The following is a 26,478-nucleotide window of genomic DNA, read 5'->3' as shown; positions in this document are numbered from 1 at the left end:
ATTCGTGAGCTTTCTCTGCTCAGTACATTAAACTCGGGGATGTGCCTATTGATTCCGTGATCGCCAAGTCTTGGGGCGAATTAACAACATCCGAGCTCTACTCGATCATGAAACTACGCACTGACGTATTTTTTGTTGAGCAAAAAGTCGACGAGACCGAACTTGATGACCGTGATCAAGAGGATGCCACCCGCCACTATTGGCTCGCCGACGGTGCTGACGTCGTCGCCTACATCCGCGTCCTGTTCAACGAGACAGCCGAACACCTCGACGGTCACCGTGTCATCGGTCGCGTTGTCGTGCGCGACGACCACCGCGGTGAAGGCCTCGCCCAGATCATCATGAAGCGCATCGTTGACGACTTCGGTGGCGAAGGGATGCTGCTGCACGCCCAGGAATACATCGTGCCGCTCTACACAAAGTTCGGTTTCGAAGCCTTCGGTGAGCTCTACGACGAAGCCACCATCATGCACCAGTCGATGTACCGCGCAGGTCGCTAATGCGTGGCCTCAACGTCTGCGTGCTCGGCCCCGCCGCGCTCATCGTCACCGCGGTTCTTATTGCGCTGACGCCGATGACCAGCAATGCTGCAGTTCTGGATGCCGCGGGCACCCCTTCTGCGCCGGCAGACGTCACCCTCGCGGCCGACTCTGACAGCTGTGACGTGACGGATGCCGCCATCACCTGGGGGCTCAAAGAGTCGCTGCGGTCATACATCAGCGGCACCATCGCCAACGGCGAATGGGCGGTGAGCGACGGTGCCACCTACGAAACTCCCCACTTCGGTTGGACGGCAGGCTCCGGCCAACTCGACGCGGGCAGCGGCACTCTGGCTTTTGACGGCAGCCTTCGCCTCACGGGCCACGACGGCATCCTCGACACCACCCTCACGGGCCTTGAGATCGTCTTCGACGGCAGCACGACCGCCAACCTCGTTTTCGATGTCTTTGGAACGACCCAAGAAGGGCTCCCCGTAAACGAGAGTGCTGTCGAGTTCGCAACGATTGATGTCTCAGGCATCACCGTCGCCGATGGCGTAGCAACGCTCGCGGGCGCACCCGTCGTGCTCACTGAAGCAGGATCGGAAGCCTTCGGCACCTATCCGGCTGGGGAAGAATTCGACCCCATCACCGTCACTTTCAGCGCCAACCCCGAGTGCATGCCGCAACCTCAGGATGGCAACCAAGCCCTGCTAAGCGCTCTCATCATCGTCGGCGCCATCATCGCAATCCTCGTAGCGATCGCCATCGTTCTGATTCTGGGACGCCGGCGCCGCCGCAAGCGCGCTGCGGCAATGTAGCTGACGCTCTACGAACCGGACGTTGGCGCGTAAATCGCCCGAGCGAGAGCATCAAGCACCGTGACCGTGCGCGGGCCGAAGCTCAAAATTTCGCCGTCATCCATCTGGACGAAGCGCTGGTTCTTGCCCGCTTCGGTGAGCGCGACCGCGGGGCGGGCTTCGAGCAATCCACTCACGCCGCCAACACTGTCGAGACCGCCCGTCATCACCAGAATGAGATCAGGGTTCGCCGCGACCATCGCCTCGTCCGTCATGGGGCGCATGCCTTCGAGACCGATCTCGGCTGCGACATCCACACCGCCGAGCGCATCGATCAGCACATCTGAGCCCGACTCTTGACCGAACAAGTAGTAGATCCCTGACGTGCCCCGCAAGTAGAGGAACATCATCCGCAGCCGGTCACCCGAGGGAACGATCTGAGCGATCTCAGCGACCTTTGCCTCGATCGTGGCGCTGAGTTCCGCAGCCAAGGCGTCGCCGGCGGCGGAAACCCCCAGTGCTGCTGCGGTTTGACGTGCCAACTCGGCGATGCCCTCAAGAGAAGGATCCGTGTCGACGAACACCACCGGAATGCCCGCGTCGCGCAGTTGCAGCACCACATCGATCGGGCCAATCGAGCCATCCGTCAATACAAGATCAGGGCGCAGCGCCAAAATGGCCTCGCTATTGACGGTGTGAGCGTTCGACGTAATCACCGGAAGAGTGGATGCCTCATCAAACGTCGTTGAAATATCCCGCGCCACCAGCGAATCCAGCATTCCCAGACCGGCAATCGTCGCCGCGATGGAGCCCGAAATGTCCATAGAAATCACACGGTCAGTCGATGACACCGTGACGGGCACATCGCCAGCCAAATCGTGTGAAACCACCGTCACCGGCAACGACTGGGCAGGAGCGCTCAGGGGAGCGAGGATTCCGGATGACGGAAGCGCCGCCTGAACCAGCCCGCTGTAATCCTTCGCATCATCCAGCACCGTCAACGCGGTGAGGGGAGAAGCGAGATCAGCCGTGACCGTCACCGTCGGAGTCTCCGCAATAGTGGCAGCCGAACATCCACTGGCGGCAAGCACAACACCAGACAACACCGCCGCAGCAGTGAACAGTCGAGTGCGCATGACAACCAATCAGAAATATCGGGTACTAAGGCAATCCTAACCTCGACTCGCTCCAATTGGTCCACGAAGCCGAGTCGTTCGGCGGGCGCGCAGCCCCAACGCCCTAGGCTTGCCAACACAGTGGAGGTATTGCCGTGTCCGAAAACGAAGCCGCGTCGCATCCCACTACACGCCTGTCCGAACGCGACAGCCTCATCCTCGACTTTGAGCGCGAATGGACCCGACACGTCGGCGCCAAAGAAGAGGCCATTAGCTCCCAGTTTCAGGTGTCAAGCGCACGCTATTATCAAATGCTCAATGCGGTAATCGACTCACCGGCAGCCGTGCGCTACGACCCCATGTTGGTCTCGCGACTGCGCCGCACTCGAGACAACCGGATGCGCAACCGATCAGTGCGCACCCCCGACCACAACGAAGAATTGACAGACTAAGCAATGGCGAGTTACCCGAAAGACCGATTCGACGAACTACCCGACGACGTCGACCGCATAGGAGCCCACCGCGGCCCTCGACGACGCGGACGCGGCTGGATCGGCTTCGCCTGGGCCCTGCTCGCCACCGGCGTGCTTGTCTTCGGCGGTCTCTTCGCCCTTAGCCAGTACCTCGATGACGACCTCGGCATCCCCTTCTTCGCCACACCAGAAGAGGCTGTCGTCACCCCAGAACCCACCGAAACCGTCCCGCCCGTCACCGACCCCGCCGCAATAGACCCCGAACGCGCGCTCACCATCGACGTGCTCAACGGAACACCGGAAAGCGGACTCCAAACCACCGTCTTTGACGAACTCACCGCAGCAGGATGGCCGACAGGCAGCGCAGCCCCAGCCTCCGCGCGAGACATCGAAGACACCTACGTTTATTACAGCAATCCCGACGATGAAGATGTCGCTGCCGGCCTTGTTGCCGCCATCGGCCGCGGCGAAATTCGCCTCGTGGAAGAAGACATCTTCCCCGGCGCAGAACTCACCGTCGTTCTTGGCACCGACTACCTCACCCCCTCAGCAGAAGCCACAGAAGAGCCCACAGAATAAAGGGAAGCCCGCACTGCGGGCTGACGCACGCTCGCCCTGATGGGGTGCGCTGCGTCGACTTCTGATTGCCCGCTCCGAGTGCGCTGCGCTGTCTTGCACTCACCCCCGTCGAGTGCTAATTTTGACCTTGGCACTCGCACAGTTCGAGTGCCAACTTATTCGCTTGTACGACGTCCGGGAGGGACGAGAAACACACATGGCAAAGATCATTGCTTTCAACGAAGAGGCCCGTCGCGGCCTTGAGCGCGGCCTGAACATTCTCGCTGACGCCGTAAAGGTCACGCTCGGCCCACGTGGCCGCAACGTAGTTCTTGAGAAGAAGTGGGGCGCTCCCACCATCACGAACGACGGTGTATCCATCGCCAAAGAAATCGAGCTCGACGATCCTTTCGAAAAGATCGGTGCTGAACTCGTCAAAGAGGTAGCAAAGAAGACGGATGACGTTGCCGGAGACGGTACGACCACTTCTGTTGTTCTTGCTCAGGCTCTCGTTCGCGAAGGCCTCCGTAACGTTGCTGCGGGTGCAGACCCCATCAGCCTCAAGCGCGGTATCGAAAAGGCAACCAACTCGGTCATCGAGGCACTCATTGCGAGCGCCAAGGAGATCGAGACCAAGGAAGAGATCGCGGCTACCGCATCCATTTCTGCTGGTGACCCCGAGATCGGTGCACTTATCGCTGAGGCGATCGACAAGGTCGGCAAGGAAGGTGTTGTCACCGTTGAGGAGTCGAACACGTTCGGCACCGAGCTTGAGCTCACCGAAGGTATGCGCTTCGACAAGGGATTCCTGTCGGCATACTTCGTCACCGACCAGGAGCGCCAGGAAGCGGTCTTCGAAGACCCCTACGTTCTTATCGTCAACGGCAAGATCTCGAACATCAAGGATCTGCTCCCCATCGTCGACAAGGTAATCCAGAGCGGCAAGCAGCTGCTCATCATTGCTGAAGACGTTGACGGAGAAGCACTCGCAACTCTCGTTGTGAACAAGATCCGTGGCATCTTCAAGTCGGTTGCCGTCAAGGCTCCTGGCTTCGGAGACCGTCGCAAGGCTCAGCTCGCTGACATCGCCATCCTCACCGGTGGCCAGGTCATCTCTGAAGAAGTTGGACTCAAGCTCGAGAACGCAACTCTCGAACTCCTCGGTCGCGCCCGCAAGGTCGTTATCACCAAGGACGAGACCACGATCATCGAAGGTGCTGGTGAAGAAGAGGCGATCGCAGGTCGCGTCAAGCAGATCCGTGCCGAGATCGACAACACTGACAGCGACTACGACCGTGAGAAGCTCCAAGAGCGTCTCGCCAAGCTCGCCGGTGGTGTTGCAGTTATCAAGGCTGGTGCCGCAACTGAGGTTGAACTCAAGGAGCGCAAGCACCGCATTGAGGACGCAGTCCGCAACGCCAAGGCTGCTGTTGAAGAGGGAATCGTCGCCGGTGGTGGCGTGGCCCTGATTCAGGCTGGCAAGATCGCATTCGACAGCCAGGCAATGGCTGACTTGGTCGGCGACGAAGCAACCGGAGCGAACATCGTCCGCGTTGCTATCGACGCACCGCTCAAGCAGATCGCACTCAACGCAGGCATGGAGCCCGGTGTTGTTGCTGACAAGGTCCGCAACCTCCCCATCGGTCACGGCCTCAACGCAGCAACCGGCGAATACGTCGACATGCTCGCTGCAGGCATCAATGACCCGGTAAAGGTAACGCGTTCGGCTCTGCTCAACGCATCGTCGATCGCCGGTCTGTTCTTGACGACCGAAGCCGTCGTTGCTGACAAGCCTGAGAAGAACCCGGCACCCATGGGTGACCCGTCGGGCGGAATGGACTTCTAAGTCCCACCGCTCTACACAGCTTCACTGCACTACACAGAATGGGCGTCTCCTTCGGGAGGCGCCCATTCTGTCGTTAACGAGAGTTTCTGTGGGTGGGGGAGTCTCTAGCACCCGCAGCGCGCTGGGCGTGCTGGGGGTGCTGGGGGTGAGCTTGGGCGCGTTGTGAGCGTGCCTGGGCGTACCGCTAGCGGGAGAAGAGGCGCGCGTTTGCGGCTTCGATCTCCGCGTACTGCTGCCCGGCCTGGCTGAGGGCGGTATTGATCGCGGCGAGGTTCTCTTCTACGCGCTGTTGAGTGGCCTTCCAGTCGGTGACGACCGTGGAGAAGGCTGTCGCTGCCTGCCCGGTCCACGAGCCCTGCAGGTTCGTGAGTTGACCGTGAAGGCCAGCAACTTCCGCTTGGATGCGGCCAATGGAATTCTGAACCGCTCCGGTGGCGCTGAGAACGGCTTCGCTATCTACTTGGTATCGAGTCATAACTCGACGGTAGATTCCCGGTCCGCGTTGCGGCGGTCGCTATTCCGCTTCGGTGTCGTCTGACGGGCTCGGAGTGCTGGGGAGGAGTGGAAGCTCCACACGGAAGGTTGCGCCGCCTCCGGGTGTCTCAAGCGCCTGCACGGTGCCGTGGTGGGCTGTGACGATGGCCGCAACGATGGCGAGCCCTAGGCCGCTTCCGCCGGTGTCGCGGTTGCGCGAGCTGTCGGCACGCCAGAAGCGTTCGAAGACCTTGGCGCGAATCTGTTCCGGGATGCCCTCGCCGTGATCGATAACCGACAACACAGCCAGCTGGCGCTCATGGTCAACTCCAACGCCGATCTCAACAGGAGTGTCTGTGGTGAAGCGCAGAGCGTTGGTGACCAGGTTGGTGAGTACCTGGCGAATCTTGTTCTCTTCGGCCATCACAACGGCGTTGAGGTCCTTCGGCACCGGCGCAATGGCCTGAGTGAGACGAGCAGTCGCCTTAGCGACGGCGGCAGACTTCTTGCGGGATGCCAAGCGTGAGAGGCGAGCGCCTGCGGCAGCAATGGGGCCGGTGGCGAGCGCGGCAACTCCGCGAGCGGGCGTGCTGGGATCGGGGTGTGAGCTCTCGGGGAGGGTGATCACCTTCGTGTCGGTGTCAGCATCCGCGGTGAGGTCTGCCTTGACGATCGCGTCGGAGTCAATGCGGGGGTTGGTGTTGATGACGGTGACGACGCGGCCGGTCGAGGCACGAGCATCCATCGCGGCATCATTGGCCAGCGGCAAGAGGTCGACTTCGGTGAACTGCACCGGTTTGCTGCCATCGATGCGCGCCAGCTCGAGGAGGTCTTCGACGAGCCCGCCCATGCGGATCGCTTCTTTCTCGATGCGCTCCATGGCCTGAGCGATGTCGTCCGACTTAGTGATAGCGCCCATGCGGTACAGCTCGGCGTACCCACGCACGGTGACGAGGGGGGTGCGAAGTTCGTGGCTGGCGTCACCGACGAAGCGGCGCATCTGATCAATCGTGCGCGCGCGGTCGGCGAATGCGCGGTCGATTCGGCCAAGCATGGAGTTGAGGGAGCGGTTGAGCCGCCCCACTTCTGTGTTGGGGGTGGCGACAGAGAGTCGCTGATCGAAGTCTCCGTCGGCAAAACGCGCCGCGGTCGCTTCCACTTCGCGCAGTGGCGCGAACGTCGAGGTGACCAAAAGGCGCGTGAGCGCTCCACCGACGATGACAACGGTGAGGCCGAAGAACAAGAAGATGGCGGCGTAGCGAGCCACAATGGCGTTGGAGTCGCTCAAGTCGCGGGCGATGACGATCGTCACAAAGTCAGGGCCGATGGTGCTGATCGCGGGGTAGGCAATCACTCTCCATTGCCCTCCGATGGCTGTGCTGGGAAGAGTGAACGGGGCGGTCTGTGAATTTGCAACGGCGATCGTGAGACCGTCGAGAACGGGGCGCGAGGCATCCTCTTCCCGGCTGTTGCAACGCATGCTGCCGTCGTGGTTGAGCACCGCGAAATAGAGGTCATTGGGCAGGCGAGACACACTGCACTGAGGATCGCGGGTTGTGCCGGTGTATTGGATGCGGCCATCGAGCCCATCGGCGGCGGCGGTGATTTTGTCGTCGGTTTGCTCGATCAGATAGTCGCGCAACACTGCGGCGGTTCCGACACCGGCAACGAGGAGCCCCATGGTGAGCAGAAGCACCGTGACTCCGGTGACCTTGGTGCGCAAAGAGATGCGGCTCCAGGCGTCGGGGATGTTCTCCTGCATGATAGTGAACGGTACCTTGCGTGTCTGGGAATCGGGAACGAATATGGCCAGCCGAACATGAACAATTACATGTCAGCTGGCCATCGTTGGTGGTTACGGCTTTGCTGCCTTCAGCATGTAGCCGAATCCGCGCTTGGTTTGGATGATCGGCTCTTCGGTGTGCTGATCGAGCTTGCGGCGCAGGTAGGAGATGTAGCTCTCTACGATGCCGGCATCGCCGTTGAAGTCGTACTCCCACACGTGATCGAGGATCTGAGCCTTCGAGAGCACGCGGTTGGGGTTCAGCATGAGGTAGCGAAGCAGCTTGAACTCGGTGGGGCTGAGTTCAATTTGTTCGTTGCCGATCGATACCTCGTGGGTGTCTTGGTCCATCGTGAGGTCACCGGCGCGGATGATCGTCTCTTCGTCATCTTGCATCGTGCGGCGAAGAATCGCCTTGATGCGGGCAACGATTTCATCGAGGCTAAACGGCTTCGTGACGTAGTCGTCACCACCGACGGTGAGGCCGGTGATCTTGTCTTCGGTGTCGTCTTTTGCCGTGAGGAACAGGATGGGAGACGTGTAGCCGGAGGCACGGAGGCGTTTGGTCACGCCAAAGCCGTTCATGTCCGGCAGCATCACGTCGAGGATGATCAAGTCGGGTTCTTCTTCGAGAACAGCCGAGATGGTCTGGGCGCCGCTTCCTACCGCGCGCACCGCAAATCCCGCGAAGCGCAAGCTCGTCGTGAGCAGATCGCGAATGTTCGGTTCGTCGTCAACAATGAGAATTTTCGGTCCGTCAGCCATGTGCCCAGTATCTGCGTGTTTCCTGAATGTGACCTGATAGCTCAGGGCGTGTCGGCAAGTTGTTCACCAGATCGTTCATTGAGTATTTGTTAATTTTAAGCATAGGGTGGCTGCATCGGGATCAGGCGAAGGGGAATCAACTGATGAAGAGATTGATCATAGGAACGCTTATCGCATTCGGCGTGGGAGCCATCGCACTCGCCACCATCACGCTTCTGTCGAACCTCGCTCGGTCGCAAGACATTACCTGGTGGAGCGTCAATGGGGTCACCCCGATGTGGCCGCTCAGCGTCGGATTCGGCGCTCTCTGGCTGATGGCCCTGAGCTTCGCTTTTCTCGTTGTGCTTTCGGTGGTCGGCCTGGCGAAAGACTTCATGATCAAGCGTCGTGCTCGCCTCGAGGGCGAACCGGTCTGAACGAAGTCGGTTATCCGGCGAGTTGAAACAGGTACGCGAACGCAGTTTTTGTGTACGCGATACCTCGACCGCTGGCGCGAATGAGGTCGGCGGTGGCCTGTTCTGGTTTCTTGGGAATCAGATAGCGATCGAGATCGCTGCTGTCGATTCTGTAGCGTCCATCGCGGTGGTGGACGGCGCCCACTAGGGTCAGACGTGGATCAAGGGCGGCGAGGCTTGCATCCCCGTGGCTGCTATTGGCAAGGAAGAGCCCGCGCGGCGCCAGATACCGCGCGCAGGAATCCAACGCGGGGCCGGTGAACAGGGCAATGATCAGGTCGAAGGATGCGTCGGCCAGCGCAAGCGGCTTCAGGAAATCGGCCTTGAGGAAAGTGATCTCGGCCGCGGCTCCCGGCAACGTGGCGCCTTCCAGCTCACCCCGGACCCGCTCGGCGTCGGCAAAGAACGCGGCGGCCCGGCGGTCGGTATCTACATAGGTGACGGCGGGGATGCTGGTCGAGGGAGACAGATCGAGGTAGCTGCCCACATTGAGCGCAGCGACCGGTGCCCAGTGCTCGAGCAGTGCGCGGTACATGTCTGACCGATCACCGATCGACTCTCGATAGCTCAGCCACGATGGGCTTGACTGCGATGACGTGGACGATGGCGACTGTGGCATAGAAAGGGGCCCCTGGGCTCTGTGGTGGGGTTCAACCGTAGCCGGTGCGGTAGCTCTCAATGGTTTGCACGATGCGGCATCCGGGCACCTCGACTTCAGGGGTACCCGGGAGCACACTGGAACGATGGATGACTCAGCCGACACCGTCGTGGGCGGCGTGTCGCCTCCTGCGCCATTTGACGGGCGCGATGCGTCCACGTAAGTTCGCGGTAATTATTTAGTGGCACGCATCAAACATTTCTATTCATGCAATTCCTTGACTGCCGAGGATACGCACGCCCCGCGGAGGAACCGTCATGAGCGCAACAGATTCCACGAGCATGATCGAAGATGCCATGAGAGCCGCACTCGCGTTGTCACGGCAGGCACTCCAAGCGGGAGAATTTCCGTATGGAGCCGTCGTCATCGATTCGAGCGGTGCGATCGTGGGGCGTGCCCACGATCGTGTCGAGACGGATGACGATCTCACCAGTCATGCAGAAATAATGGCGGTGAAAGATGCCGTTCGCAACCATGGGCGATCCCTTGCCGGATGCACCCTCGTGAGTGGAGTCGAGCCCTGCGCCATGTGCTTCTCTGCCGCCTGGACGGCGGGCGTCGAGCATCTGGTTTTCGGCCTCAGCATGAGCGAGATGCTCGAACTGCGGCCCGACGCCCTCGACGAGATCTCCATCGATTCCACTGCGCTGAGCGCGCTCACTACCCGACGCCTCAGCGTTGCATCGGGTGTGCTCGCCGAGGAGTGCCGAGCCCTCTGGGCGCGCTAGTCCAGAGGCAGCGCTCGGTTGAGGCCAGCAGCGCGACTGGATGCTGGGCGGAGAATTCGCAAGCGACCTAAGCCGTCAGGTCTGCGGCATCCAGAATCGTGTAGCTGTAGCCCTGTTCGGCCAAGAACCGTTGGCGGTTTTGTGCGAAGTCTTGGTCGACCGTGTCGCGTGCCACGAGCGTGTAGAAGTTGGCGGGCAGGCCGCTCTCCTTGGGGCGAAGCAGGCGGCCAAGACGCTGAGCTTCTTCTTGGCGAGAGCCAAATGAACCACTAACTTGCACGGCGACGGTCGCCTCGGGCAGGTCGACCGAGAAGTTGGCAACCTTTGACACGATGAGCACCTTCGTGACGCCGTCGCGGAACTCTTGATACAGACGCTCGCGCTCCGGAACGGAGGTGGCACCGGTCAGCTTGGGAGCATTCAGCTGCTCAGACAGATCATCGATCTGGTCGAGGTATTGCCCGATAACGAGAATGCGCTCGCCGGCGTGCTTTTTCACGAGCGCGCGCACCACTTCAGTTTTAGCGGGTGCTGTTGCGGCCAGTCTGTAACGTTCGTCATCAGCGGATGCCGCGTACTCAAGCCGCTCGCTCTCGGGGAGGTCAACGCGCACCTCGAAGCAGCTAGCGGGGGAGATGAAGCCCTGGGCCTCAATCTCTTTCCACGGGGCATCGAAACGTTTGGGGCCGATGAGGGAGAACACGTCGCCCTCGCGCCCATCTTCGCGAACAAGCGTCGCGGTGAGGCCGAGGCGACGGCGTGCTTGCAGATCAGCGGTGAGCTTAAACACGGGCGCAGGCAACAAGTGCACTTCGTCATAAATGACGAGGCCCCAGTCGAGAGCATCCAGCAACGCAAGGTGGGCGTACTCGCCTTTTCGCTTCGCCGTCAGGATTTGGTAGGTCGCGATCGTGACAGGCAAAATCTCTTTCACCTGCCCCGAATACTCACCCACTTCTTCTTCAGTGAGGGTGGTTCGCTTCAAGATTTCGGCTCGCCACTGGCGCGCAGAAACCGTATTGGTGACCAAAATCAGGGTCGTGGTGTTGCTTTGCGCCATCGCGCCGAGGCCCACCAAGGTTTTGCCGGCGCCACAGGGCAGCACGACGACGCCTGAACCGTGGTCGAAGAAATTGTCGATGGCGTGCTGCTGGTACTCGCGCAAACCCCAGCCCGAGGCATCCAGATCAATCTCGTGAGGGGTGCCTGGCGTGTAGCCGGCGTTGTCTTCAGCCGGCCAACCGAGTTTCAACAACTCTTGCTTGAGCTGCCCGCGGGCCCATGGCTGGACCACAAAAGTGTGGTCGCCGCGACGTTCGAACAGCAGGCTTGCGACCTTCTTGGCGCGCGTGATCTCGCGCAGCACCGCCGGGTCAGTGGCAGTCAGGGTCAACGCGCCGTCGTCGTCACGATCAATGACGAGGCGGCCATAGCGGCCAACCGTCTCAGCAATATCTACGCTGACACTCTGCGGGATAGGAAACTTCGAATACTTCTCGAGCGTCTCCAGCATCGCGGGAGCGTCGTGACCTGCGGCCCGAGCGTTCCACAGTCCCAAACGCGTGATGCGGTAGGTGTGGATGTGCTCGGGGGCGCGCTCCAGCTCCGCGAAAACGGCCAAATCATGGCGCGCGTCTTCGGCCAAAGGGTGCGCTACCTCAAGCAGAACCGTGCGGTCAGACTGCACGATCAGAGGTCCGTCGGGTGCTGTGTTCATCCGACCTAGACTACGCCCGGATGCTTAGCGTTCGTTGGTGGCTTCCACCCCGACGATGCTCTTCAGCGGTAGCGTTCGCTCAATATCGGCTGCACGGTCGAGGCCGCGCATGCGACCAGCTGCCACGCTGGAAGGTTCGAGCGTGTACTGCACGAGATGGCCATCTGGCATTTTCACCGTGACAAACAGCAGCAGTTTGTTGCGAATCGCGACCTCGATTTGTCGCGACAACCACGCCTGATCTTCATCGCCGGTGGCGCCACCCTGGCCACTGCGCAGCTTCGCCAGCAACTTATCTGGGCCGTCATCTTGAGGCTCTTCTGTGCTTGCAGCACTAACTTGGTCGCGTCGCAGCGACAAGATCGCGCCCTCCGAGTTCTCGGCGGCAACCGGGTAACGGGCATCGCTCAGCGCCCAAAAGAGCTGCTCGACTCCGAATCGCGAGACCAAACGGTCGCCCTCGAGGCGCAATCCGAAGGCACCAAAGTTGGGATCAACCGCGATCGACTGCAGAAGCACTGAGTCAGGAGAAATGACGTAACTGCCGGCCGCCCCTTGCTGGCCAACCCGCACTAGGCCGTGGCGGCCCGCAGCCTCCGTTAGCAAATACTCGACGGGCTGGGGAACCCCCGTCAATGAGATGTCAGTCAAGAAGCTTCGAATGCTGTCAAGCGTCTCGCCGAGCGTCATGGCATGGTGCAGGCTCGATCGCGAGATGCGATAGGTGGATGCCAGGGCGCGGGTCTCGACGTCGGCAATGACGCGCAGCCGAGCATCCAATTGCGGCGCCAACGGTCCTGGCGAAATCACGCTGAGGTCGGGCTGCACATAAACCTGATGCACTTCGTTGGGAAAGACCGCGGCCATGGCGGCGGTTGCTTCTGTCGTTGTGCGGGTGAGCAGGGCAACGCCTGCGCTGCTGGGGAGGCGATTGGCCGTGACGCCCAGGAGGCCAGCATCGCGGGCGTAGCGACGCACCTTCTCGAGCATCGACTCAACCCCGGCGGGGAATAACCAGCGCGTGTAGTCCTCGACGCCGTCGCCCCAGAAGCTGTGAGTGCGGTCGGCCAAGATGGTGCGGATGTCGTCAGGAATTCCCTGATGCCACGCCTCAGCCAAGTGCACCCAGCGTTCAGCCGCGCCGCGCGACATCCACTCGGTGGCATCGGCGGTTGGCATCCACTGGGCATTCGTGGTGGCGATGAGACCGGCACGTTCTGCGATGTCGACGAGGCCGGCGATCTTGTCGAGAGGAACCGACATCGCTGCCGCCAGCCGCTTTGAGTCGGGGAGGGAGACTCCGCCGCGCGCCAAATCGCGCACGGGACTCGAACGCAGCTGATTGATGAGTTCGGTGACTTCGTTGGTGGTCGCGAACGCGTTCTCGGCGGCGATGCTGTCGATACTGTCGCGCTCGGAGGGTTCAACCGACGTGAGAGTGGAGGGCGCGGGAGTGTCGAGCAGTTCACCGGTGGAGGGCAAGCCATCGAATGGCCAACCTGCCAACTGGTCGGTTACGCCGTCAGGGGCGCTGTAGCGACCGCCACGATGAATGAGCAGGGCCAAGCTCACGAGCCGATCGAGTCGACGCTGAACGGCAACCTCGTCGTCACCAAAGTGCCCGACGGCAGAGGCGACTTCCTGCGCGGTAAGGGACGCAGTGTCAGCGACCACCGCGAGAGTGGCAAGCGTGGGGCGGTCGAGATCGCGCAGCACGCGTTCAACCGAGGTGGACTGCTGCAGAGCATCCGCTAGGTCAAAGAAGTCGCTTACAGAGTTGCCGCGCACCGTGCGTGAGCGCAACAACTCAAGAAGTTGATTGTCGTCTAGTGCCCGCAGTTGAGCGGCGAGCAGAAGAGCCGCATCGCTAATTGTGGCCATTCCTATATTCACGTTGGCGACGGCGGCCATTCAACACGAGAAGGGTGATGATGAAAACGACGCCCAAAGGCAAAGCAAAGTAGGGCATAGTGATCACTACGGGCCACACACCGTAATCGAATACGGTTTGGCCCACTGCGGTAGCAACGACTACGGCGACAAAGCTAAGCACAGCGAGTGCGATCGAGATGGCGACCAGGTATGCGAGCACACGCTCGATGCGAAGGTCGCGTTCAGTTGAGTGATTTGTCACGTTGACAAGGATACGCGCCCGTTTACGTTCTAAGCTTGAGTCACGACTACAAAGGAGCATGCCCATGCCTACCGGCAAGGTTAAGTTTTACGACGACGAGAAGGGTTTTGGCTTCATCATGAGTGATGAAGGCCAAGAGGTCTTCTTGCACGCCTCAGCGCTGCCTGCGGGCACGACTGGGATCAAGGCGGGTACACGCCTCGAATTCGGCATTGCTGACGGCAAGAAGGGCGCTCAGGCGCTCTCCGTGCGCGTCATGGATGCTCCTGCAAGCATGGCCAAGATCAACCGCAAGCCCGCCGATGACATGGCCGTGATCATTGAAGATCTCGTCAAGCTCATGGACGGCATCGGTTCTGGCCTCAAGCGCGGTCGTTACCCTGATAAAACCCACGGCGCCAAGATCGCCTCCATGCTACGTAAAGTTGCGGACGAACTAGATGCCTAATAGCCAGTACGAAAAGCTTGCTCGGGGAGCACTCCTCGAGATCACCACTGATGCGTCGATTGGTGCGCTCGTCGGTGAGCAGATCGAAAGCGAAGGCACCGTTTCGGTACTCTTCGCTTCGGCTCTGCCGGGCTATCCGGGCTGGAATTGGACCGTCAGCGTTGCTCACGTTGAGGGTCAGGACCCCACGGTTCTTGAAGCAGAACTCATGCCGGCCGAGGGCGCACTGCTCTCGCCCGACTGGGTGCCGTGGTCTGAGCGTCTTGCGGAGTACAAGGCCGCGCAGGCCGCTACTGAAGCGGCGGATGCCGAAAAGGCTGCTGCAGAAGAAGCCGACGACGATCTTGACGACGACGACGATGATGACGATGACGAGTTCGGCTCGTCCGTCTTACACGGCGGTGACCTCGACGGCGTTGACATTGATGCATCGGATGATGATGAGTCAGACGATGACGACGAAGAGTCAGACGACGACTACGACACTGGTGCGTTTCGCGGCGGTGACCACGAGGGCGTGAGCGTTGATGACCTCGACGAGTCGGATGACGACGACGACGATGATGACGATTCAGACGATGCTGAACTCGACGACGATGATGACGAGTCAGATGATGACGACGACGATTCGGACGAAGAAGACTAGCGAGTTCGCTTTCCGCGCTGTGCGTGCGTGTAGATCAGGCCGATAAGGCCGAGCACGAGGCCCGCAACGGCAGTCCAGAGCCACCACAGGTTTCCGGATGCATTGAGCGGTTCGATAAAAAGCAGCAGCAGTGCAAGACCGATGATCCACAACACCATGCCCACGAGCATGGCTTTGCGGTCGTCGGTCTGCACCGGCTCAGGATCTAGCCGGCGTTCTGAGTCTTTCAACCAGATACGCACGGTTTCAGATTAGTGGCTGTTGGCGATCACATACTCAATCGATGACACCAATTTGCGGATGTCATCCGGTTCGATGGCAACGAAGGTGGCGACCCGCAGTTGGTTGCGGCCCAGTTTGCGGTACGGATCGGTGTCGACAATTCCGTTGGCGCGGAGCGTCTTAGAGATTGCGGCGGCGTCGATTGCATCGTCGAAGTCGATCGTTGCGATGACCTGCGAGCGGTGCTCAGGGTTGGTGACGAATGGCGTGGCGACATCGCTGGCGGCAGCCCAGTCGTAGAGCACCGACGAGGATTCGCGCGTGCGAGCATCCGCCCAGGCCAGTCCACCGTTGCCATTGATCCAGTCGATCTGGTTCTCGAGCAGCAGCAGGGTGCTGAGTGCGGGAGTGTTGAGGGTCTGGTTGAGGCGCGAGTTGTCGATCGCGTTCTTGAGCGACAAGAACTCGGGGATGTAGCGACCCGACGCGGCGATGCGCTCGACGCGCTCGATTGCCGCGGGGGAGAAGAGAGCGATCCACAGGCCGCCGTCTGATGCAAAGTTCTTCTGCGGTGCAAAGTAGTAGACATCTGCTTGGTCGGCGTCGAAGTTCACGCCGCCGGCTGCGCTCGTGGCATCGACAACAGTGAGTACGTTTGCGTCGTCGAAGCGGCGCACGGGGGCCATCACGCCGGTAGAGGTCTCGTTTTGGGGGAACGCAAAGACGTCAGCGCCGTCGATGTCGTCGAGTTCGGCGAGCGACCCGCCCGGGGCGGTGACGACATGAGGCGATTCAAGGTGGGGTGCTGCGGCCGCTTTCGCGAACTTGGAACCGAATTCTCCGAAGGAGAGGTGCGCGCTGCGACGCTCGATAAGGGCGAAGGCGGCGGCATCCCAGAACGCGGTGGAGCCTCCATTGCCGAGTACTACTTCGTAGCCCTCCGGGATCTGGAAAAGCTCTCCGAGGCCCGAACGTACGCGGCCAACGAGGTCACGAACCGGTGCTTGGCGGTGGGACGTGCCGAGGATGTTTCGCGCGCTAGAAACGAGATGCTCGATCTGTTCGGGGCGCACTTTGGAAGGGCCAGCTCCGAATCGTCCATCGGAGGGAAGGAGGTCAGTAGGAATCGTCAGGCTCGGCATGCGTCCAATTCTATTGGCCAGTTCGGGCTAGTCTGGTTTCATGACCGATCTCGTTGACACCACCGAGATGTACCTGCGCACGATTCTTGATCTCGAAGAAGAGAACATTGTCCCGTTGCGGGCCCGCATCTCTGAGCGGCTCGGCCACTCTGGCCCGACCGTCTCGCAAACCATCGGCCGCATGGAACGTGACGGCCTCGTCGTCGTAGAAGGCGACCGCCACCTCGAATTCACGGTTGAGGGCCGGCGTCGTGCCACGCATGTCATGCGCAAGCACCGTCTTGCTGAGCGGCTCCTCGCCGATGTTATTGGTCTCGACTGGGCGCTCGTTCACGACGAAGCCTGCCGGTGGGAGCACGTGATGAGTGAGCAGGTAGAGCGCAAGCTCATCGAAATTCTTGATCACCCCACCGAGTCGCCTTATGGCAACCCCATTCCTGGCTTGGAAGAGCTGGGTGGTGTTGCTGCGGCATCTTTCAGCGACGGCATGGTTAACATCGTTGAGCTTGTCGCTGAAACAACCACCCCGGTGACCGGACTCATCCGTCGATTGGGTGAACCCGTGCAGTTCGAACCTGAACTGTTGCAGCAGCTGTTTGGTGCTGGCGTTATGCCAGGTAAGACAGCCACATTCGCTGCTGCAGACTCCTACGTTGCGGTCACCGTTGAAGGGTTTGGCGAAGGTCTCGAGCTGCCCAACGAGGTTGCCGTTCATATCTTTGTGGAGAAGCCGAGCGCGTAGCTTTCGGATTCCGGCGTTCACCGAGGCGTAACCGTCTCGTCATCCGATTCGGCGCGCCCGCGTGCAATGTGCCCCAAAAACTGGGTTAGCCTGTAGCCCTTGGAGTTCACGAATGAACCGGAGAATCGCATGTTAAGTAGGTGCAGCATCCAAACCGTGGATGCGCGTGCCCACTTCCACATACGACACAGCAGTACTGTGCGCAGCAGTTTTTGCGCGCTGAATCACTAGGCATCGTCTTTCGACGGTGCCTTTTTGTGTTTCTGCCTCCTTTTCGCTGAATTTCGGGGAAGTCGATTGCCTGCAAGCCGTGCAGGCTCTTTCGAGAGGATGACAATGCGCACTTTGGTCCTGAACGCCGGCTATGAGCCGCTCGCGGTCGTGTCCTTTAAACGAGCCGTTGTGCTCGTGATGAATCAGAAAGCGACAGTTATCGCTGCCGACCCGGATCATCCGGTGTGGAGCGCGAGTGAATCGTGGGAGCGACCGTCGGTCATCATCCTTCGAAATTATGTGCGTATTCCTTCTACGCGCAGGTTGCCGGTTTCTCGTCGTGGAGTGCTGCGACGTGACGGTCACCGGTGTGGCTATTGCGGGGCTTCCGCAAACACCATCGACCACGTGATGCCTCGCTCTCGCGGTGGCGAAGATTCGTGGGAAAACCTGGTGGCGTGCTGCTTGCGTTGCAACAACGTGAAGAGCAATCGCACTCCCGCGGAGATGAACTGGCGCCTGCTAATCAAACCGCGTCCGCCGCACACCAGCGCGTGGTTGGTGCGGGGTATTGAAAGAGGACTCCCAGATTGGGAAGAATATTTGGCTCCAGCGGCGTAACTGTTATGCTGTTGTGATTATTCCTGTGTTCAAGGATTTCCCTAGTTTTCTTTGAGCGCGCTCCACCTGAAGGTTCCCGATTGTCCCGTATCTCATCTGATGGCCCGGACGTTTCCGGCGTGCCCTCGGCGGAACCTTCGAGTGAAGCTCCTATCTTTCTTTCGCGTCGCGAAGCACGTGCCGCACGAGATGCTGCGACTATCGGCAAGCCTGTAGCTGCGCCGCAGATTCCTCGTGCTCCCGCTGCGGTCGCTCACGATGAGGCACCGGTTGTGTACACCCCGGCAGCCCCCGCGCTGAATAACCGTGTTGCGCCGATCGTTGCTCAGGCACCTCGTGCCCACTCGGCTCCGAAAGCCACAGCCAAGCGTGTTCGCAAGAGCCCGCTTCGCGCTGTGGCGTCGATGGCTGTTATTGGCGGGCTGTTTGCTGTGGCAGGGTTGCCGGCCTACGGCCAAGGCGGTCTGATCTCAGACGGGGGAACACTCGTGTCAGTTTCTGCAGTCGCGGATGCCGCTCAAGCGAGAGTCCAGTCGGTGACGGTTAGCGCTGAGCTGGAATTGCCGGAGCTCACGCGTGATCAGTTCGAGGCGACATCGCCCGAAGACCTGGCAGCGATTCAGCAGCAGGATGCGATTGCCTCGGCAAACGCGCTCTACGCTTCATCGGGCGCTCAAGCATTGGGCGATGACTACCCGTGGCCGACTGCGGGCAGCAGCCTTTCACCTTTGAATTACTACTACCGCCAGTGCACCGACTTTGTAGCGTGGCGGCTGAACCGCGACGTTGGTTCCTTCGCGGCACCGTTCCGCTGGGCCTGGGCAGATCTCACGCCGAATGGTGGAGACGCATACCAGTGGAAGTCGGCTTGGGAGACCCACGGCTGGACCGTGAGCGCGACTCCCGTTGTCGGTTCTGTGGCGTGGTTTGGCTGGGACAACCACGTTTCATACGTGAAGCAAGTCAATTCCGACGGTTCAGTTCTGCTTGAGGAATACAACTACGTCTACCTCTCCTATGGTCAGCGCACCATCCCGGCCAGCGAGGTCGAGTCGTTCCTCTACCCGCCAGGCCAGTAACTGTTTGGTGTGACCGCGCGCTGGCGAGCATGAAGCCTGCGAGAGTAATTGTGTGGAGTGATTGATCATGACTGACGACGAACTCATGACAACGTTCGAAAACAACACCATCGCGCCTGCCGCGTTTTCACACGAACGTCATGTTCGCGTGGCGTGGTTGCTTGCTCGTGCGTATGGCGCTATTGACGGCTTCGAACGTCTCGCGGTCGGCATTAAGAGCATGGCCGTGCGGGCGGGCAAACCGGATGCTTTTCACATCACGCTCACTCGTGCCTGGTTTGACCTCATTGCGCTGGTCGATGACGTGGATGACGCACCGGAGCTGCTCGACAAGTCCATCATCAAACGTTTCTACTCACGCGAGCGCATCGCTGAGGGTCGCACGCAGTGGTTGGAGCCCGACCTGCAGCCGCTGCAGTATCCGCTGCCAGCCGCGATCGATGGTGCGGCAGCGCCGACCCCGTAACGCTGGCCCTCTGGCTGAGGGTTCTTCGTGCCGTACTCGGCTACACTCGAAAAGCCAGCCTCTGTAGCTCAACGGAAGAGCAACTCCGTCCTAAGGAGCAGGTTGGGGGTTCGAATCCCTCCAGGGGCACACTCACTTTCTTGCGAACCGGGCTCTTTGGGCCAGGTTATTCGGAGCGTTTCGTTTGCGTAACAAAGAATGCTCACCTCTCACGTCGCGCCGCGCTATTCATATGCTCTAGATATGACCAAGACACGGAGAGCGCTGGCAACGGCAGCTCTCGGCGCCGTGGCGATGATGTCGCTCTCAGGGTGTCTCGCTTGCAGCGCCGTCGGCTACGTCAACAACGGTCCTGCCGTGATTGAGCTAGAAGATGCGCTGCACGAGGCTGAGATGCTCTCGGCCTGTTTTGGCGAGGAGTGCGTTGTGCAACCGGTGACTCGAAGCGACGGCAAACAGTGGGAAGTGCCGCAAGAGCCGCCATACGTGGATGACTCTGTCTTCGTCTTGGGAGGAGAACGCTCGCTCCACGTGGTGGTATCTGACCGCGACGGGTTTGTGATCAGTGACGCAACATATGAGATTCCGGTAAGCGTTGAGCGACGCGGGCTGTTCGGCCAGTGTTCTGGGCCAGTCTCGTTTGAGCCAGTCTTGATCGAAGCACGCCAGTAACATTTCACGAAACGTCGGCTGACAAACTCTCAGCGTTTGTCGTTTACCTGAGCGTTACCGCGCCGCTAACTCCGGTGTTTAGCGTGGGCACCAACATGAGCGAGTTGAGATGGCGTGGCACAGCGGCGGGGGAGTTTCCCCTCATCGCTTCTGTGCAAGAACACGGCATGCTCAAGGATGCACTGGAGAGCGACGTAGCGCGCATCAACCTGCTGGTGGGAGACATCAATTCTCTCGCAGGCATGGTTGCCCGCATCCATGACGCCGGTAAAACAGCCCATGTTCATCTTGAACTCGTGGGCGGAATCAGCCGAGACGGTGCTGCCGTGCAGTTTCTTGCGGAACACGTCGGAGTTGACGGAGTCATCACTACCAAGAGCGCTGCGGTTGCTGCCGCACGAAAGCTCGGCATTGCGTCGGTGCAGCGGTTCTTCGCTGTCGATACTCACGCGGTCGACAACGCGATGCGCCAAGTGCACGCGAGCCGTCCCACCGAGGTCGAGGTGATGCCAGGGCTGATGCCGCGCGTCATCCGCGATCTCAGAGCCAGCATCCAGCAGCCCCTCATCGTCGGTGGGCTCATCCGTAATCCTGACGAAATCGACGCCGTGCTCGACTGCGGCGCCGACTACGTATCTACCGGAAACCCCGCACTGTGGCGGCGTCGACGGTCACGAATTCATACCCGCGTCGCCTAACCTCGACGCTTCCCGAGGCAGATCACCGCCTCACCAGAGTTACCAGCACCACCCACAACTGAAAACACACCCCAGGGCAGAGTCACTAGAGAGCACCCGGAGGGTCAGCATCATCAACGCGCACGGCACAGCCGTGTGGTGCGTTGGCGCTGCTGACTCCCCGGGTTTTTTTATGCCCAGAACCGAACGAAAGAAGTCCCAATGACTGCGTCACCCCTCATCCTTGGCCACCGAGGTGCCATGGCCTACGCCCCAGAGAACACCCTCGAGGCCTTCGAGCTCGGCGCAGACCTAGGCGCGGATGGCATGGAAATCGACATCCATGCCACCAGCGACGGCGTGATTGTCGCCATTCACGACGACACGATCGACCGAACGTCGAACGGTACGGGCCGCGTCTCGGAACTCACTTTCGGTGAGTTGCGCCGTTTGGATTTCGGAACAGGAAACCCGGGCGATTACGCCGGCGCTCTCATCCCGACGCTCGACGAAATCTTTGACCTTGTTGAACGTCGCAGTCTCGTACTGAATATCGAAGTCAAAGACATCTACCGTCACGACAAGGCCTACGGTGAGTTGGCTCGTCGTGCTGCCGATGAAGTACTGCGCCGGGGTCTCGTCGAGCAAGTCTTCTTCTCATCGTTCAACCACACGTCAATGGCAGAGCTCAAGCTCAGCCACCCCGACGTGCGAACCGGTCTGCTTCACATGATGTCACTGCACGAGATCGGCAACTACGCTGCCACGACCGGTGCGGATGCCATCCATCCCGCTCATCTGGCCCTCACGCCCGAGACCATGCGGCAGGCGCGCGCGGCGAACCTTGCCGTGAATGCCTGGACTATGCCAGCGCCATTCTCCAGCCGGAGTGAGGCGGAACAGATCGACGACCTCATCGCCGCCGGTGTTGATTCGATCATCACGAACACCCCGGATATCGCTGTCGCGCGGCGAGCAGCGCTCGCGAAAGCAGAGGCACTCGTATGACTCTCGTTTTTGCGCGTCGAGGTGCCGCCGACGTTGCACCGGAGAATTCTCTTGCCGCGATTGAGCAGTCGCTTCGCCGTGGGGCTGACGGGGTCGAAATCGACGTTCGACTCTCACGGGATGCTGAACTTGTAGCGCTTCGCGGCGCAAGCGTTCTCTACGATGGTCAGCCAAAGGCGCTTGTCGAAGAGCTCACCTTGGCTGAGCTGAAGACGGTCGACATTGGCGTTGGGCGCGAGGGATTCGCTGGCACCCGAATTCCGACGCTTGCTGAAGTGGTCGAGTTGCTGGCCGGTTCCGATGCCCATCTCATCCTTGATGTGAAGGAAGACCCGCAGCACAGTGAGGGAGCCAGCCCCGCCGCTGTTGCGGTCGCAGAGCTCGTGCACAAGCGTCGTATGCACGAGCGCGTGACAATCACCTCCACTAATCATGTGTCGATGGCGGCGCTTGCTGTCGCGCATCCGTCTCTCAAGATTGGTCTTCGCCACCTTGTCGTGATGGAAGAGGCCGCATCGTATGCCGCCGCGGTCGGAGCGATCGCCCTTCACCCGATCGCTGTCGGCGCCGCCACTGGCGACGTGCATGGTGCGCGAGCTCTCGGCGTGATGGTGTGCGCCTCCACCCTGGTTGCCGAGTTCTGGCCCGTCACCGAAGAGGAGCAGCTCGATCAACTCTTCGCTCTCGGGGTCGACGCTGTGGTCACCGATTCGTACCAATCCGCTCTCAACCGTCGAGGAGTATCCGCATGAACCGGTCTGCATTGAGCAGCGGCGATCGACCGACCATCGACAGCCGCATCATCGCCCACCGCGGTGCCAGCAGCTACGCGCCGGAGAACACTCTTGCCGCGTTCGAGCTTGCCGCCGAAATGGGAGCGACCAAGATCGAATTGGATGTTGACGTTACGAGCGACGGACACCTGGTCGTCTTGCATGACCCCCGTGTCGATCGCACGTCAGACGGCATGGGCTGGGCGCGGGATTTCACTCTCGCCGAGTTGCGCGTGCTCAACTTCGATCGCGGGTTTGAGGGCCAGTTCGCTCGCGCGGTTACTCGCATCCCGACGCTCAGTGAAGTGTTGTCGTTCGCGGCCGAGCGAGGCGTCTGGGTCAACATCGAGACGAAAGATTTCACCAACTCGTGGGGTGCTGTCAACGATCTCGTTGCCGCCGAAGTTCGCGCGCATGATGGGGTTGACTCGACCCTGATTTCGTCGATCAACCATCGCGCTATCGCTGGTTTCGCTCGCTCCTACCCAGAGTTCACGACGGCGATCGCATTCGTCGAAACCTTCGCCGATCTGCCCGGCTATGCGCGCCGCTGCGGCGCGAACGTGTTGCACCCCCATTTCTCCCTCATCAACGAGCGATTTGTGGCGGAAGCGCGAGAGCACGGGCTGGGCATCAACGCCTGGACTGTCGACGACGACGCATCCGCTGACCGCATCCTCGAGTTCGATATCGATGGTCTGATGTCGAATCGACCCGACGTCGGCAACGTCCAGAACCGCGGCGTCGATAACCGCGGTGACCAGCACCCACCACACAGCACATCCCACGACACGGAGGCACGCGCATGAGTCAGATTGAACTGCGAAACATTGGTAAGTCGTATGGCGACAAGGAGATCATCCCGAGCCTTGATCTCACGATCGAAGCCGGCAGCTTCTCGGTTCTCGTTGGCCCGTCAGGGTGCGGAAAATCGACAACGCTGCGCATGATTGCCGGTCTCGAGAAGCCAACCACTGGCACGATCTCGATTGGCGGAAAGACGGTCGACAATGTGACTCCCGGTCAGCGTGGTGTCGCCATGGTCTTTCAGAACTACGCCATCTACCCGACGATGACGGTGGAAGAGAACATCGAGTTTGGCCTGCGCAACAACAAGGTCCCCAAGCTGGAGCGCCGCGAACTCGTGCACGAGATTGCAGAGACCGTTGGCCTCACGCCGCACCTGCGCAAAAATCCTGATGCGCTGTCGGGCGGCGAACGCCAGCGGGTTGCGTTGGCGCGCGCCATGGTCAAAAAGCCTGCCGTCTTTCTCATGGATGAACCGCTCTCCAACCTCGATGCGAAGCTGCGCCAGCACATGCGCATTGAGCTCATCGAACTTCACGAACGCCTCGGGGCAACCTTCGTCTACGTCACTCACGACCAGGTCGAAGCGATGAGTATGGGCACCTCGATTGTGCTCATGGACGCGGGCCGCATCCAACAGCAATCGGCACCGACCGAGCTGTACGCGAAACCGCAGAACGTGTTCACGAGTCGCTTCATCGGAACCCCGCCCATGAACGTCGTGCCCATTGCTGCATTCGGTGCGGATGTCGCCGCCGATGCTCCCGAGGGTGCCGAGTGGCTCGGAGTGCGCCCTGAGCGACTCACGTTTGCCGACACCAGCCGCCCCGTGGTGCCAGGCGAAACTGAGCTCACGGTCACCATCATCGCCCTCGAGAACCTTGGAGCGGAGCTCGTGTACCGCGCCGTGCTGCCCGACGGCTCGCGCATTGCGATTAAGCGCTTCGACGAGATCGCGCGCCCCCTCGGTGACGCTCTCGTGCGGGTCGAGACCAACGACATCCACTGGTTTGATGCCAACGAAGAGCGCATCGCCGAACCCGCCATCTCCGGCCAGGTTCGCGAGGTCGTCTCCGCATGAAAACCTCGCTACTGAGAGATCGACGGCTGTTGCCGTACGCGCTCATCGCGCCAGCGCTCGTGATTCTCGCTGTCTTCTATCTGTATCCGATCGGCTACAACGCCGTACTGAGTGTCTTCTCCTGGGACCTTCGTGGCCCGATGAAGTTCGTGGGTTTCGGAAACTTCGCCGAGCTCTTCACTGACCCTGACTTCGGCAAGGTCATCCAGAACACACTCGTGTATATGGGCATGGAAGTGTCACTCGTCATGATCTTCGGTCTGATCTTGGCACTGTTTCTTAATCGCCAAGGCTGGCTCAGCGAGTTCTTGCAGGGCGTCAGCTTTGCTCCCAACGTGATCGCGCTGGTCTCGGTCTCGCTCATCTTTGTGTGGCTGATGGATGACGACATCGGGCTGTTCAACCAAATCTTGAGCGCAGTCGGGCTTGAGCCTGTTGGCTGGCTTTCCGATACCGAAGTCGCCCTGTTCTCGCTGGTTCTTGTGTCGGTCTGGAAGTCGGTCGGGCTGAACGCCTTGATTATCCTCTCGGCGTTGCAGTCGATTCCGCGGTACCTGTTCGAAGCCGCGGACCTCGACAATGCTTCGGCGTGGACCCGCTTTCGCAAGATCACCATCCCGATGATCTCGCCCACGCTGTTCTTTCTCGTTCTCGTCAACGTCATCGGGTCGTTTCAGGCCTTCGACACAATCAACGTCATGACGCAGGGCGGACCGCAAAGCTCAACCAACACACTCATCTTCGCCGTCTACCGCGAAGGCTTCGAGTACTACCGAGTTGGTTATGCCGCTGCGATCGCCGTCGTGCTGATGGTGCTCGTGGGCCTCATCACCGTGCTTTACTTCCGCGCGTTCCAGAAAAGAGTGCACTACCGATGACTACGACGATTGCCCCTCCTACGCCACCCACGGCTGCCGGTTCTTCGCGCGGCCCCGCGTCGCCACCGCCACCGCCCGTTACACCGACCGCTCGCACGGCCCGAATCGGCTCGATTCTGTGGAAAGCGGTGCGCGTCATCGGGCGCATCGTGGTGTCGCTCCTGCTCGTGTTGGTGTTCGCCGGTCCGTTCTACTGGATGGTGCTCACCGCCTTTCAGACAGCATCCGAAGCTCTCTCCATTCCTCCGCAGTTCTGGGTGGACGCCGTGCGCTGGGATAACTTCATTGCAGCGTTCGACCGGGTGAACTTTGGCCACTTCGCACTGAACTCGGTAATCGTCACGGGCGGCACCCTGCTCGGTCAGTTTCTGATCATCGTGCCGGCCGCTTATGCCTTCGCACGTTTCCACTTCAAAGGCCGCGACGTGCTCTTCGGCGTCGTGTTGGCGACGATGATGATCCCTGGCCAACTGATCTTCCTTCCGGTGTTCGCGATGTACGCCAAGATGGGGCTGCTCAACACACACCTCTCGCTGATCTTGCCCTTCATCGCGAGTGGGTTCGGCATCTTCTTGCTGCGTCAAACCTTCATGCGAGTGCCCGACAGCTTGATCGAAGCAGCGCGACTTGATCACGCGAGTGAGTTCACGATCATCCGTCGCATCATGTTGCCGCTGGCCAAACCGACCATCGTGACCATCGGGCTGATCACGTTCATTGGCACCTGGAATAACTACTTCTTCCCGCTGGTCTGGACCACCACGGATGCGGCCCGCACGCTTCCGGTGGCCGTGCCGCGACTCGAAGCGCTCGATGAGATCGCGCCGACCATTGTGATGGCCGGAAACATGCTCCTCGTCGTGCCGATCCTCATCGTGTTCCTGTTTGCGCGCCGTCACATCATCTCGGCGTTCACCTATACCGGCGTCAAATGATGCCCTTCGATTTCCTCGTCCGCATCAACCAACAACGCACCACCTCAACACGCACCACCTCAACCACATCAAAGAAAGGCACC

31 protein-coding genes and 1 tRNA gene are annotated in these 26,478 nt (G+C 60.4%); 22 read left to right on the top strand and 10 right to left on the bottom strand.

What is annotated here, in order from left to right; genetic code table 11:
* Positions 1 to 41: 41 nt before the first annotated feature.
* Positions 42 to 500: a GNAT family N-acetyltransferase gene (locus tag ACWFSR_RS10965; RefSeq protein ID WP_447522377.1), complete on the top strand. Its 459-nt coding sequence runs from the start codon at positions 42 to 44 to the stop codon at positions 498 to 500.
* Complete coding sequence (locus ACWFSR_RS10960; RefSeq protein WP_447522376.1) at positions 500 to 1,300, top strand: HtaA domain-containing protein; 801 nt, start codon at positions 500 to 502, stop codon at positions 1,298 to 1,300. The genes ACWFSR_RS10965 and ACWFSR_RS10960 overlap by 1 nt, the downstream gene beginning before the upstream one ends.
* A gap of 8 nt (positions 1,301 to 1,308) precedes the next feature.
* Here the strand turns inward: ACWFSR_RS10960 and ACWFSR_RS10955 are convergent, their stop codons facing one another.
* Positions 1,309 to 2,415, bottom strand: coding sequence for an ABC transporter substrate-binding protein (locus ACWFSR_RS10955; protein ID WP_447522375.1), 1,107 nt, complete (start codon positions 2,413 to 2,415; stop codon positions 1,309 to 1,311).
* A gap of 134 nt (positions 2,416 to 2,549) precedes the next feature.
* On the opposite strand from ACWFSR_RS10955, the gene ACWFSR_RS10950 reads away from it, so the two are divergent.
* From ACWFSR_RS10950 to groL, 3 genes are all read left to right on the top strand, one after another.
* Entirely contained in the window at positions 2,550 to 2,846 is a 297-nt protein-coding gene (locus tag ACWFSR_RS10950) for a DUF3263 domain-containing protein (RefSeq protein ID WP_447522374.1), read from the top strand.
* A 3-nt stretch (positions 2,847 to 2,849) separates the two neighbouring features.
* The gene (locus ACWFSR_RS10945; RefSeq protein WP_197106274.1) at positions 2,850 to 3,446 is read left to right on the top strand and encodes a LytR C-terminal domain-containing protein; all 597 of its coding nucleotides are present in this window, start codon (positions 2,850 to 2,852) and stop codon (positions 3,444 to 3,446) included.
* A 196-nt stretch (positions 3,447 to 3,642) separates the two neighbouring features.
* Entirely contained in the window at positions 3,643 to 5,271 is a 1,629-nt protein-coding gene (gene groL / locus ACWFSR_RS10940; protein WP_197106273.1) for a chaperonin GroEL, read from the top strand.
* Positions 5,272 to 5,455: 184 nt separating this feature from the next.
* Here the strand turns inward: groL and ACWFSR_RS10935 are convergent, their stop codons facing one another.
* From ACWFSR_RS10935 to ACWFSR_RS10925, 3 genes are all read right to left on the bottom strand, one after another.
* On the bottom strand, positions 5,456 to 5,746 hold the full coding sequence (locus ACWFSR_RS10935) for a WXG100 family type VII secretion target (protein ID WP_197109571.1): 291 nt from the start codon (positions 5,744 to 5,746) through the stop codon (positions 5,456 to 5,458).
* Positions 5,747 to 5,785: 39 nt separating this feature from the next.
* Positions 5,786 to 7,507: an ATP-binding protein gene (locus ACWFSR_RS10930; protein ID WP_447522373.1), complete on the bottom strand. Its 1,722-nt coding sequence runs from the start codon at positions 7,505 to 7,507 to the stop codon at positions 5,786 to 5,788.
* Between the two features lie 93 nt (positions 7,508 to 7,600).
* Positions 7,601 to 8,293, bottom strand: coding sequence for a response regulator transcription factor (locus ACWFSR_RS10925; protein WP_197106270.1), 693 nt, complete (start codon positions 8,291 to 8,293; stop codon positions 7,601 to 7,603).
* A 143-nt stretch (positions 8,294 to 8,436) separates the two neighbouring features.
* Between ACWFSR_RS10925 and ACWFSR_RS10920 the strand changes: the two genes are divergently transcribed.
* Entirely contained in the window at positions 8,437 to 8,709 is a 273-nt protein-coding gene (locus tag ACWFSR_RS10920) for a hypothetical protein (protein ID WP_447522372.1), read from the top strand.
* Positions 8,710 to 8,719: 10 nt separating this feature from the next.
* Here the strand turns inward: ACWFSR_RS10920 and ACWFSR_RS10915 are convergent, their stop codons facing one another.
* Positions 8,720 to 9,283 carry a hypothetical protein gene (locus ACWFSR_RS10915; RefSeq protein WP_447522371.1) on the bottom strand — a complete coding sequence of 188 codons (564 nt, stop codon included), beginning with the start codon at positions 9,281 to 9,283 and terminating at the stop codon, positions 8,720 to 8,722.
* A gap of 380 nt (positions 9,284 to 9,663) precedes the next feature.
* On the opposite strand from ACWFSR_RS10915, the gene ACWFSR_RS10910 reads away from it, so the two are divergent.
* The gene (locus tag ACWFSR_RS10910) at positions 9,664 to 10,134 is read left to right on the top strand and encodes a nucleoside deaminase (protein WP_447522370.1); all 471 of its coding nucleotides are present in this window, start codon (positions 9,664 to 9,666) and stop codon (positions 10,132 to 10,134) included.
* A 67-nt stretch (positions 10,135 to 10,201) separates the two neighbouring features.
* Here ACWFSR_RS10910 and ACWFSR_RS10905 read toward each other — a convergent pair whose 3' ends face one another.
* From ACWFSR_RS10905 to ACWFSR_RS10895, 3 genes are read right to left on the bottom strand one after another with little or no spacing between them, the layout of a single operon-like run.
* Positions 10,202 to 11,851: a DNA repair helicase XPB gene (locus ACWFSR_RS10905; protein ID WP_197106265.1), complete on the bottom strand. Its 1,650-nt coding sequence runs from the start codon at positions 11,849 to 11,851 to the stop codon at positions 10,202 to 10,204.
* A 24-nt stretch (positions 11,852 to 11,875) separates the two neighbouring features.
* Positions 11,876 to 13,732, bottom strand: coding sequence for a helicase-associated domain-containing protein (locus tag ACWFSR_RS10900; protein WP_197109575.1), 1,857 nt, complete (start codon positions 13,730 to 13,732; stop codon positions 11,876 to 11,878).
* On the bottom strand, positions 13,719 to 13,985 hold the full coding sequence (locus ACWFSR_RS10895; protein WP_307783812.1) for a hypothetical protein: 267 nt from the start codon (positions 13,983 to 13,985) through the stop codon (positions 13,719 to 13,721). Before ACWFSR_RS10895 ends, ACWFSR_RS10900 begins: the two co-directional genes overlap by 14 nt.
* 64 nt (positions 13,986 to 14,049) lie before the next feature.
* On the opposite strand from ACWFSR_RS10895, the gene ACWFSR_RS10890 reads away from it, so the two are divergent.
* A complete protein-coding gene (locus tag ACWFSR_RS10890) occupies positions 14,050 to 14,433 on the top strand; it encodes a cold-shock protein (protein ID WP_197106262.1) in 384 nt (127 codons plus the stop codon).
* Positions 14,426 to 15,079, top strand: coding sequence for a DUF3027 domain-containing protein (locus ACWFSR_RS10885; RefSeq protein ID WP_197109576.1), 654 nt, complete (start codon positions 14,426 to 14,428; stop codon positions 15,077 to 15,079). Before ACWFSR_RS10890 ends, ACWFSR_RS10885 begins: the two co-directional genes overlap by 8 nt.
* On the opposite strand, the gene ACWFSR_RS10880 is transcribed toward ACWFSR_RS10885, so the two are convergent.
* The gene (locus ACWFSR_RS10880; protein WP_447522369.1) at positions 15,076 to 15,321 is read right to left on the bottom strand and encodes a DUF2530 domain-containing protein; all 246 of its coding nucleotides are present in this window, start codon (positions 15,319 to 15,321) and stop codon (positions 15,076 to 15,078) included. The two genes, ACWFSR_RS10885 and ACWFSR_RS10880, sit on opposite strands and share 4 nt — an antisense overlap.
* A 9-nt stretch (positions 15,322 to 15,330) precedes the next feature.
* The gene (gene serC, locus ACWFSR_RS10875) at positions 15,331 to 16,443 is read right to left on the bottom strand and encodes a phosphoserine transaminase (RefSeq protein WP_447522368.1); all 1,113 of its coding nucleotides are present in this window, start codon (positions 16,441 to 16,443) and stop codon (positions 15,331 to 15,333) included.
* 40 nt (positions 16,444 to 16,483) lie between these two features.
* Here serC and ACWFSR_RS10870 point away from each other — a divergent pair, with 40 nt between their 5' ends.
* From ACWFSR_RS10870 to ACWFSR_RS10810, 13 genes are all read left to right on the top strand, one after another.
* Positions 16,484 to 17,185: a metal-dependent transcriptional regulator gene (locus ACWFSR_RS10870; protein ID WP_197109577.1), complete on the top strand. Its 702-nt coding sequence runs from the start codon at positions 16,484 to 16,486 to the stop codon at positions 17,183 to 17,185.
* Positions 17,186 to 17,521: 336 nt separating this feature from the next.
* On the top strand, positions 17,522 to 18,019 hold the full coding sequence (locus ACWFSR_RS10865; protein ID WP_197106257.1) for an HNH endonuclease: 498 nt from the start codon (positions 17,522 to 17,524) through the stop codon (positions 18,017 to 18,019).
* 80 nt (positions 18,020 to 18,099) lie between these two features.
* A complete protein-coding gene (locus ACWFSR_RS10860; protein ID WP_447522367.1) occupies positions 18,100 to 19,098 on the top strand; it encodes a CHAP domain-containing protein in 999 nt (332 codons plus the stop codon).
* Between the two features lie 67 nt (positions 19,099 to 19,165).
* Positions 19,166 to 19,564 carry a hypothetical protein gene (locus ACWFSR_RS10855; protein WP_447522366.1) on the top strand — a complete coding sequence of 133 codons (399 nt, stop codon included), beginning with the start codon at positions 19,166 to 19,168 and terminating at the stop codon, positions 19,562 to 19,564.
* A 57-nt stretch (positions 19,565 to 19,621) separates the two neighbouring features.
* Positions 19,622 to 19,693: transfer RNA gene (locus tag ACWFSR_RS10850), tRNA-Arg, on the top strand.
* Positions 19,694 to 19,807: 114 nt separating this feature from the next.
* Positions 19,808 to 20,236 carry a hypothetical protein gene (locus ACWFSR_RS10845; RefSeq protein WP_197106254.1) on the top strand — a complete coding sequence of 143 codons (429 nt, stop codon included), beginning with the start codon at positions 19,808 to 19,810 and terminating at the stop codon, positions 20,234 to 20,236.
* A gap of 95 nt (positions 20,237 to 20,331) precedes the next feature.
* The gene (locus ACWFSR_RS10840; protein WP_197106253.1) at positions 20,332 to 20,934 is read left to right on the top strand and encodes a glycerol-3-phosphate responsive antiterminator; all 603 of its coding nucleotides are present in this window, start codon (positions 20,332 to 20,334) and stop codon (positions 20,932 to 20,934) included.
* Positions 20,935 to 21,135: 201 nt separating this feature from the next.
* Positions 21,136 to 21,921 carry a glycerophosphodiester phosphodiesterase gene (locus ACWFSR_RS10835; protein WP_447522365.1) on the top strand — a complete coding sequence of 262 codons (786 nt, stop codon included), beginning with the start codon at positions 21,136 to 21,138 and terminating at the stop codon, positions 21,919 to 21,921.
* Entirely contained in the window at positions 21,918 to 22,673 is a 756-nt protein-coding gene (locus tag ACWFSR_RS10830) for a glycerophosphodiester phosphodiesterase (RefSeq protein ID WP_197109582.1), read from the top strand. Before ACWFSR_RS10835 ends, ACWFSR_RS10830 begins: the two co-directional genes overlap by 4 nt.
* A complete protein-coding gene (locus tag ACWFSR_RS10825) occupies positions 22,670 to 23,503 on the top strand; it encodes a glycerophosphodiester phosphodiesterase (protein WP_447522364.1) in 834 nt (277 codons plus the stop codon). Before ACWFSR_RS10830 ends, ACWFSR_RS10825 begins: the two co-directional genes overlap by 4 nt.
* Positions 23,500 to 24,582 (top strand): ABC transporter ATP-binding protein, encoded by a 1,083-nt coding sequence (locus tag ACWFSR_RS10820; protein ID WP_197106249.1) that lies wholly within the window; start codon positions 23,500 to 23,502, stop codon positions 24,580 to 24,582. Before ACWFSR_RS10825 ends, ACWFSR_RS10820 begins: the two co-directional genes overlap by 4 nt.
* Positions 24,579 to 25,460, top strand: a complete 882-nt coding sequence (locus ACWFSR_RS10815) for a carbohydrate ABC transporter permease (protein ID WP_197106248.1) — start codon at positions 24,579 to 24,581, stop codon at positions 25,458 to 25,460. Before ACWFSR_RS10820 ends, ACWFSR_RS10815 begins: the two co-directional genes overlap by 4 nt.
* Positions 25,457 to 26,395 (top strand): carbohydrate ABC transporter permease, encoded by a 939-nt coding sequence (locus ACWFSR_RS10810; RefSeq protein ID WP_447522363.1) that lies wholly within the window; start codon positions 25,457 to 25,459, stop codon positions 26,393 to 26,395. The genes ACWFSR_RS10815 and ACWFSR_RS10810 overlap by 4 nt, the downstream gene beginning before the upstream one ends.
* Positions 26,396 to 26,478 lie beyond the last annotated feature (83 nt).

This window comes from Salinibacterium sp. NYA9b (assembly GCF_976973725.1).
Note: the sequence above shows the minus strand (reverse complement) of the source record. Positions and strands in the feature narration are given on the sequence as shown.

Coding starts and splice junctions, on each gene's coding strand:
- ACWFSR_RS10960 (WP_447522376.1), top strand. CDS start 500: ATGCGTGGCCTCAACGTCTGCGTGCTCGGCCCCGCCGCGCTCATCGTC.
- ACWFSR_RS10955 (WP_447522375.1), bottom strand. CDS start 2,415: ATGCGCACTCGACTGTTCACTGCTGCGGCGGTGTTGTCTGGTGTTGTG.
- ACWFSR_RS10945 (WP_197106274.1), top strand. CDS start 2,850: ATGGCGAGTTACCCGAAAGACCGATTCGACGAACTACCCGACGACGTC.
- groL (WP_197106273.1), top strand. CDS start 3,643: ATGGCAAAGATCATTGCTTTCAACGAAGAGGCCCGTCGCGGCCTTGAG.
- ACWFSR_RS10935 (WP_197109571.1), bottom strand. CDS start 5,746: ATGACTCGATACCAAGTAGATAGCGAAGCCGTTCTCAGCGCCACCGGA.
- ACWFSR_RS10930 (WP_447522373.1), bottom strand. CDS start 7,507: ATGCAGGAGAACATCCCCGACGCCTGGAGCCGCATCTCTTTGCGCACC.
- ACWFSR_RS10925 (WP_197106270.1), bottom strand. CDS start 8,293: ATGGCTGACGGACCGAAAATTCTCATTGTTGACGACGAACCGAACATT.
- ACWFSR_RS10920 (WP_447522372.1), top strand. CDS start 8,437: ATGAAGAGATTGATCATAGGAACGCTTATCGCATTCGGCGTGGGAGCC.
- ACWFSR_RS10915 (WP_447522371.1), bottom strand. CDS start 9,283: ATGTACCGCGCACTGCTCGAGCACTGGGCACCGGTCGCTGCGCTCAAT.
- ACWFSR_RS10910 (WP_447522370.1), top strand. CDS start 9,664: ATGAGCGCAACAGATTCCACGAGCATGATCGAAGATGCCATGAGAGCC.
- ACWFSR_RS10905 (WP_197106265.1), bottom strand. CDS start 11,851: ATGAACACAGCACCCGACGGACCTCTGATCGTGCAGTCTGACCGCACG.
- ACWFSR_RS10900 (WP_197109575.1), bottom strand. CDS start 13,732: ATGGCCACAATTAGCGATGCGGCTCTTCTGCTCGCCGCTCAACTGCGG.
- ACWFSR_RS10890 (WP_197106262.1), top strand. CDS start 14,050: ATGCCTACCGGCAAGGTTAAGTTTTACGACGACGAGAAGGGTTTTGGC.
- ACWFSR_RS10885 (WP_197109576.1), top strand. CDS start 14,426: ATGCCTAATAGCCAGTACGAAAAGCTTGCTCGGGGAGCACTCCTCGAG.
- serC (WP_447522368.1), bottom strand. CDS start 16,443: ATGCCGAGCCTGACGATTCCTACTGACCTCCTTCCCTCCGATGGACGA.
- ACWFSR_RS10870 (WP_197109577.1), top strand. CDS start 16,484: ATGACCGATCTCGTTGACACCACCGAGATGTACCTGCGCACGATTCTT.
- ACWFSR_RS10865 (WP_197106257.1), top strand. CDS start 17,522: ATGCGCACTTTGGTCCTGAACGCCGGCTATGAGCCGCTCGCGGTCGTG.
- ACWFSR_RS10855 (WP_447522366.1), top strand. CDS start 19,166: ATGACTGACGACGAACTCATGACAACGTTCGAAAACAACACCATCGCG.
- ACWFSR_RS10845 (WP_197106254.1), top strand. CDS start 19,808: ATGACCAAGACACGGAGAGCGCTGGCAACGGCAGCTCTCGGCGCCGTG.
- ACWFSR_RS10840 (WP_197106253.1), top strand. CDS start 20,332: ATGAGCGAGTTGAGATGGCGTGGCACAGCGGCGGGGGAGTTTCCCCTC.
- ACWFSR_RS10835 (WP_447522365.1), top strand. CDS start 21,136: ATGACTGCGTCACCCCTCATCCTTGGCCACCGAGGTGCCATGGCCTAC.
- ACWFSR_RS10830 (WP_197109582.1), top strand. CDS start 21,918: ATGACTCTCGTTTTTGCGCGTCGAGGTGCCGCCGACGTTGCACCGGAG.
- ACWFSR_RS10825 (WP_447522364.1), top strand. CDS start 22,670: ATGAACCGGTCTGCATTGAGCAGCGGCGATCGACCGACCATCGACAGC.
- ACWFSR_RS10820 (WP_197106249.1), top strand. CDS start 23,500: ATGAGTCAGATTGAACTGCGAAACATTGGTAAGTCGTATGGCGACAAG.
- ACWFSR_RS10815 (WP_197106248.1), top strand. CDS start 24,579: ATGAAAACCTCGCTACTGAGAGATCGACGGCTGTTGCCGTACGCGCTC.
- ACWFSR_RS10810 (WP_447522363.1), top strand. CDS start 25,457: ATGACTACGACGATTGCCCCTCCTACGCCACCCACGGCTGCCGGTTCT.